The sequence below is a fragment of the Methyloceanibacter sp. genome, from assembly GCF_058506495.1.
This window is the reverse complement of record NZ_JBZMXT010000129.1, coordinates 1-4,232: the sequence shown is the minus strand read 5'-3', so window position 1 is coordinate 4,232 and position 4,232 is coordinate 1. Positions and strand designations below refer to the sequence as shown.

The following is a 4,232-nucleotide window of genomic DNA, read 5'->3' as shown; positions in this document are numbered from 1 at the left end:
GGTCCAGCGCGCTGGACCAGTCGTGCCGATTTTGGGCGTTTGTCTTGGCCATCAAACCATCGGGCAGGTCTATGGCGGCAAAGTCGTACGCGCCCCCTATCTGATGCACGGGAAACTCTCAAAGGTCCAACACACGGGCAAAGGCATTTTTGCCGGGTTGCCGCAGGATTTTTCGGCAACCCGCTATCATTCTCTTGTCGTTGAACGCGAGAGCCTGCCGGACGAGCTGATCGTGACGGCAGAGACTCCGGACGGCATCATTATGGGCATGCAGCATACAGACCATCCCGTGCATGGGGTTCAGTTCCATCCGGAGAGCATTGCCTCCGAGTACGGACACCAATTGCTCGCAAACTTTTTGGATCTTGCGCGCGTAGAGCGGCGCAGCCGCGGTTTGCCTGAGAGAGATTCGGCCGGTGTCATCTAGTTCCCTGTCGGCACCCGAAAGCAGTTCCACCGGGCTGCAGGCTGCGATCAAAGCCGTTTCTCAAGGTCAGACCTTGTCCCAGATGGAATCTGCAATGGCCTTTGAGGTCATTATGTCGGGACAAGCCACCGAAGCTCAGATTGCTGCGCTCGTGATGGGAATGCACGTGCGCGGCGAGACCGTCGACGAGATAGCCGGCGCGGCACGGGTGCTTCGCTCCAAGGCTTTGCAGGTCAATGCCCCACCTGAGGCGATCGATACGTGCGGCACGGGCGGTGATGCAAAGGGCACGCACAACATCTCAACCTGCTCCGCGTTTGTGGTGGCAGGCGCCGGTGTGCCAGTAGCCAAGCATGGCAACAAGTCGATTTCATCGCGCTCGGGGTCGGCGGACGTGCTTGCTGCTCTTGGCGTCAATCTCGACTGTCCGCCCGAGACGATCGAGAGCTGTATCGCGGAGTGCGGCTTGGGTTTCATGTTCGCACCGGCGCATCATTCTGCCATGCGTCATGTCGCAAAGGTGCGCGGTGAGCTCGGGGTGCGGACCATCTTTAATCTGTTGGGTCCATTAGCCAATCCTGCATCAACGAAATATCAGATCGTCGGTGTGTTCAACGCAAAATGGGTGGAGCCGATCGCAAAAGTGCTCGGCTTGCTCGGCGTGGAGCGTGCCTGGGTTGTGCACGGCTTAGATGGTCTTGACGAATTGACAACCACCACCGTTAGCGAGGTGGCGCTTCTCGACGCCGGCAATGTCACAACGTTTCGCGTTTCTCCGCGCAATGCCGGTTTGCCCGATGCGGCGCCGGAGGACTTGATCGGTGGCGATGCAGGAGAAAACGCAGCACATATCCGTGCGGTGTTGCAGGGGAATGAGGGTCCGATCAGAGACATCGTTCTGTTCAATGCCGCCGCGGCCTTGTTGGTCGCGGGCAAGGTCAAAACGCTGCGCGAAGGCGTGGCGTTAGCCGCCGATTCCATCGATAGCGGAAAGGCCATCCGGGTTTTGGAGGCGCTTGTTACGCGCACCAATGCTAAGGTGGATGGATAGGAAGACCTCATGGCAACCGTGCTCGACAAAATTCTGGCCTACAAGCGCGATGAGGTTGCGGCCGCGAAACAAATGCGTTCAGAGCAGGACTTGCGGTCGCAAATTGACCCAAGCGACAAGCCCAGAGCCTTTGCTGGCGCCTTGAAGGCGCGCATGCAGGCAGGTGGCTTCGGCCTTATTGCCGAAATCAAGAAAGCCAGCCCCTCCAAGGGGCTTATCCGTGCCGACTTCGATCCGCCGACGCTGGCCGTCGCCTACGAGGCCGGCGGTGCAGCGTGTCTGTCGGTTTTGACGGACGCCCCCTCGTTTCAGGGCAATCCGGAGTTTCTGACCATGGCGCGTGCGGCCTGTTCACTGCCCGCGTTGCGTAAGGACTTCATGGTCGATCCCTATCAAGTCCTTGAGGCACGTGTCTTAGGCGCGGATTCTATCCTGATCATCATGGCCGCCGTTGATGATGCGCTCGCACGCGATCTTGAGGAAACGGCGGAGGATCTCGGCATGGATGTGCTCGCTGAGGTCCATGATGAAGCGGAGCTCGAGCGTGCTCTAAGGCTGCGCACAGAGTTGATTGGTATCAATAACCGAAACCTCAAAACGTTCGACACGACGCTGGAGACCACTGAGCGTCTCGCACCCGGTGTTGCGGCGGAGCGCGTGGTCGTCTCGGAAAGCGGGATCTTCAACCATCAAGATCTTACGCGGCTGGGCGAAGCCGGCGTTCGGACGTTCCTGGTTGGAGAAAGCCTAATGCGTCAGAGCGATGTAGCTGCTGCGACGCGCGCATTGCTGACGGGCGATGCGAGCGCTGCCGAGGCTGCGCAATGAGCAGCCGGCTGTCACACCTGAATGCCCGTGGCGAGGCGCACATGGTTGATGTGTCCGAGAAACCCATCACCTCAAGAACTGCAGTTGCGGAAGGCTACGTGACCATGGCGCCAGCGACGCTCGACATGATTCTCGATGGCACGGCGCCGAAGGGCGACGTCTTGGCGACGGCGCGGATCGCCGGCATCATGGGCGCGAAGAAAACGTCTGAACTCATTCCGCTTTGCCACGCTCTGGCGCTCTCCAACGTCCTTGTTGAGTTTTCGCCCGACCGTGCGAACTCCAGTCTGCGAGTTGAAGCGATCGCGAAGGTCGACGGCAAGACAGGCGTTGAAATGGAGGCCCTGACGGCGGTCTCGGTGGCCTGTCTTGCGCTCTATGATATGTGTAAGGCCGTGGATCGGAGCATGAGCTTCTCCGGAATACGGCTGATCGAGAAGACGGGCGGCAGGTCCGGCACTTTCCGCGCGCCCTAGGTAATGGCCCCCGTTTCCGTCAAGGATGCATTAGATCGAGCCGTTCAGGGACTGGCCCCGCTCGATGTCGAACGCGTTCCCGTACCGCAGGCCGCGGGTCGGGTGCTGGCGGCAGATCTCGTCGCGACACTCACACAGCCGCCTTTCGATGCTTCGGCCATGGATGGCTATGCTGTTCGGGCGACCGATGTGGCCACGCTGCCCCGAACACTTTCCCTCGTTGGTCGATCCGTCGCCGGCGCACGTTACGACGGCCTGCTTATGCCGGGCGAGGCAGTGCGGATTTTCACCGGCGCTCCGGTTCCGGAGGGCGCCGACACCATCGTTATTCAGGAGGACACTGAGGAGCGGGGCGAAAGCGTGTTGATCAAGGGCACCCAACCTGAGCCTTACATTCGCCCGCGCGGACAGGACTTCAAGGAGGGCGACAAGCTGTTGACGGCGGGAACACGTTTGGGCGCCCGCGTTCTCATGCTTGCCGCGGCAATGAACTATGCCGAGTTGCCAGTTCGTAAGAGACCCCGGGTGGCAGTCCTTTCGACTGGCGATGAACTTCGAGAGCCTGGAAGCCATCTCGACCCTGACGAGATCGTAGCGTCGGTCAGCTTTGGGATTGCCGCTCTTATCGAAGCTTCGGGTGGTGAGCCTATCAATCTTGGGATTGCTGCCGATGACGAGCGCGCACTAGCAGATGCGATTGCGCAGGGTGCCAACGCGGACATCCTTGTGACGATTGGCGGCGCCTCAGTTGGTGAGCGCGATCTCGTCCATGGGGCGCTGACGCAAGCAGGGCTCCAGCTCGACTTTGCCAAGGTCGCCATGCGGCCTGGGAAACCGACATTTGCGGGGCGCCTCGGCTCAACACGAGTTCTAGGCCTACCTGGCAATCCTGTTTCAGGGCTCGTATGCGCCATCGTTTTCTTGCGGCCGATGTTGCGCGCGCTTTTAGGCGAGGCTGGTGAAGACGTCACGCAAGTTGCAAGGCTGGGCAAGCCAATGGGCAAATGCAATTGGCGCCAGACTTATCATCGGGCCACAAGCGTGGTCGCCGAAGACGGCACGCGCACAGTCTGGCCCCTGCCCTCGCAAGACTCGTCGCTGATGAGCGCGCTGACTCGCGCGGACTGCCTCATTGTGCAACCGCCGAATTCCCCCGCCGTTCCTGAGGGCGAGATCGTCAACGTCCTGCCGCTCCCGGTCTAGTTAACCATCCGGCAACCCGAATCAATCGAACAAAACGCGATCAAAAACGCAGCAAGATGCTCGACTTGGCTTGTTCATCTTGCAGAACACAAATAGAACATCTATACTGTTCACGGTTTGTACAATTGTGACAATGCCCAGCCCGATTGGGGTCTGACCCGGCCTGGTTGAGCTTAGTCCGAGTGCTCGAGAAGGGGGCCAGATGCTCACACCGAAGCAAAAAGAGCTTCTCATGTTTATTCATGAG

The 4,232-nt window shown here is 59.7% G+C and carries 5 protein-coding genes; all 5 read left to right on the top strand.

All coding sequences use genetic code 11. The features are described 5' to 3' along the window. On the top strand, positions 1 to 427 hold a 427-nt coding region (locus AC33YF_RS13065; RefSeq protein ID WP_491777646.1), incomplete at its 5' end, for an anthranilate synthase component II. A gap of 34 nt (positions 428 to 461) precedes the next feature. Next, the gene (trpD, locus tag AC33YF_RS13060; RefSeq protein ID WP_491777647.1) at positions 462 to 1,478 is read left to right on the top strand and encodes an anthranilate phosphoribosyltransferase; all 1,017 of its coding nucleotides are present in this window, start codon (positions 462 to 464) and stop codon (positions 1,476 to 1,478) included. A 9-nt stretch (positions 1,479 to 1,487) separates the two neighbouring features. Continuing rightward, positions 1,488 to 2,306, top strand: a complete 819-nt coding sequence (gene trpC, locus AC33YF_RS13055) for an indole-3-glycerol phosphate synthase TrpC (protein WP_491777645.1) — start codon at positions 1,488 to 1,490, stop codon at positions 2,304 to 2,306. After that, positions 2,303 to 2,782: a cyclic pyranopterin monophosphate synthase MoaC gene (moaC, locus tag AC33YF_RS13050; protein ID WP_491777644.1), complete on the top strand. Its 480-nt coding sequence runs from the start codon at positions 2,303 to 2,305 to the stop codon at positions 2,780 to 2,782. The genes trpC and moaC overlap by 4 nt, the downstream gene beginning before the upstream one ends. Positions 2,783 to 2,785: 3 nt before the next feature. Then, positions 2,786 to 3,985: a molybdopterin molybdotransferase MoeA gene (locus AC33YF_RS13045; RefSeq protein ID WP_491777643.1), complete on the top strand. Its 1,200-nt coding sequence runs from the start codon at positions 2,786 to 2,788 to the stop codon at positions 3,983 to 3,985. Positions 3,986 to 4,232 lie beyond the last annotated feature (247 nt).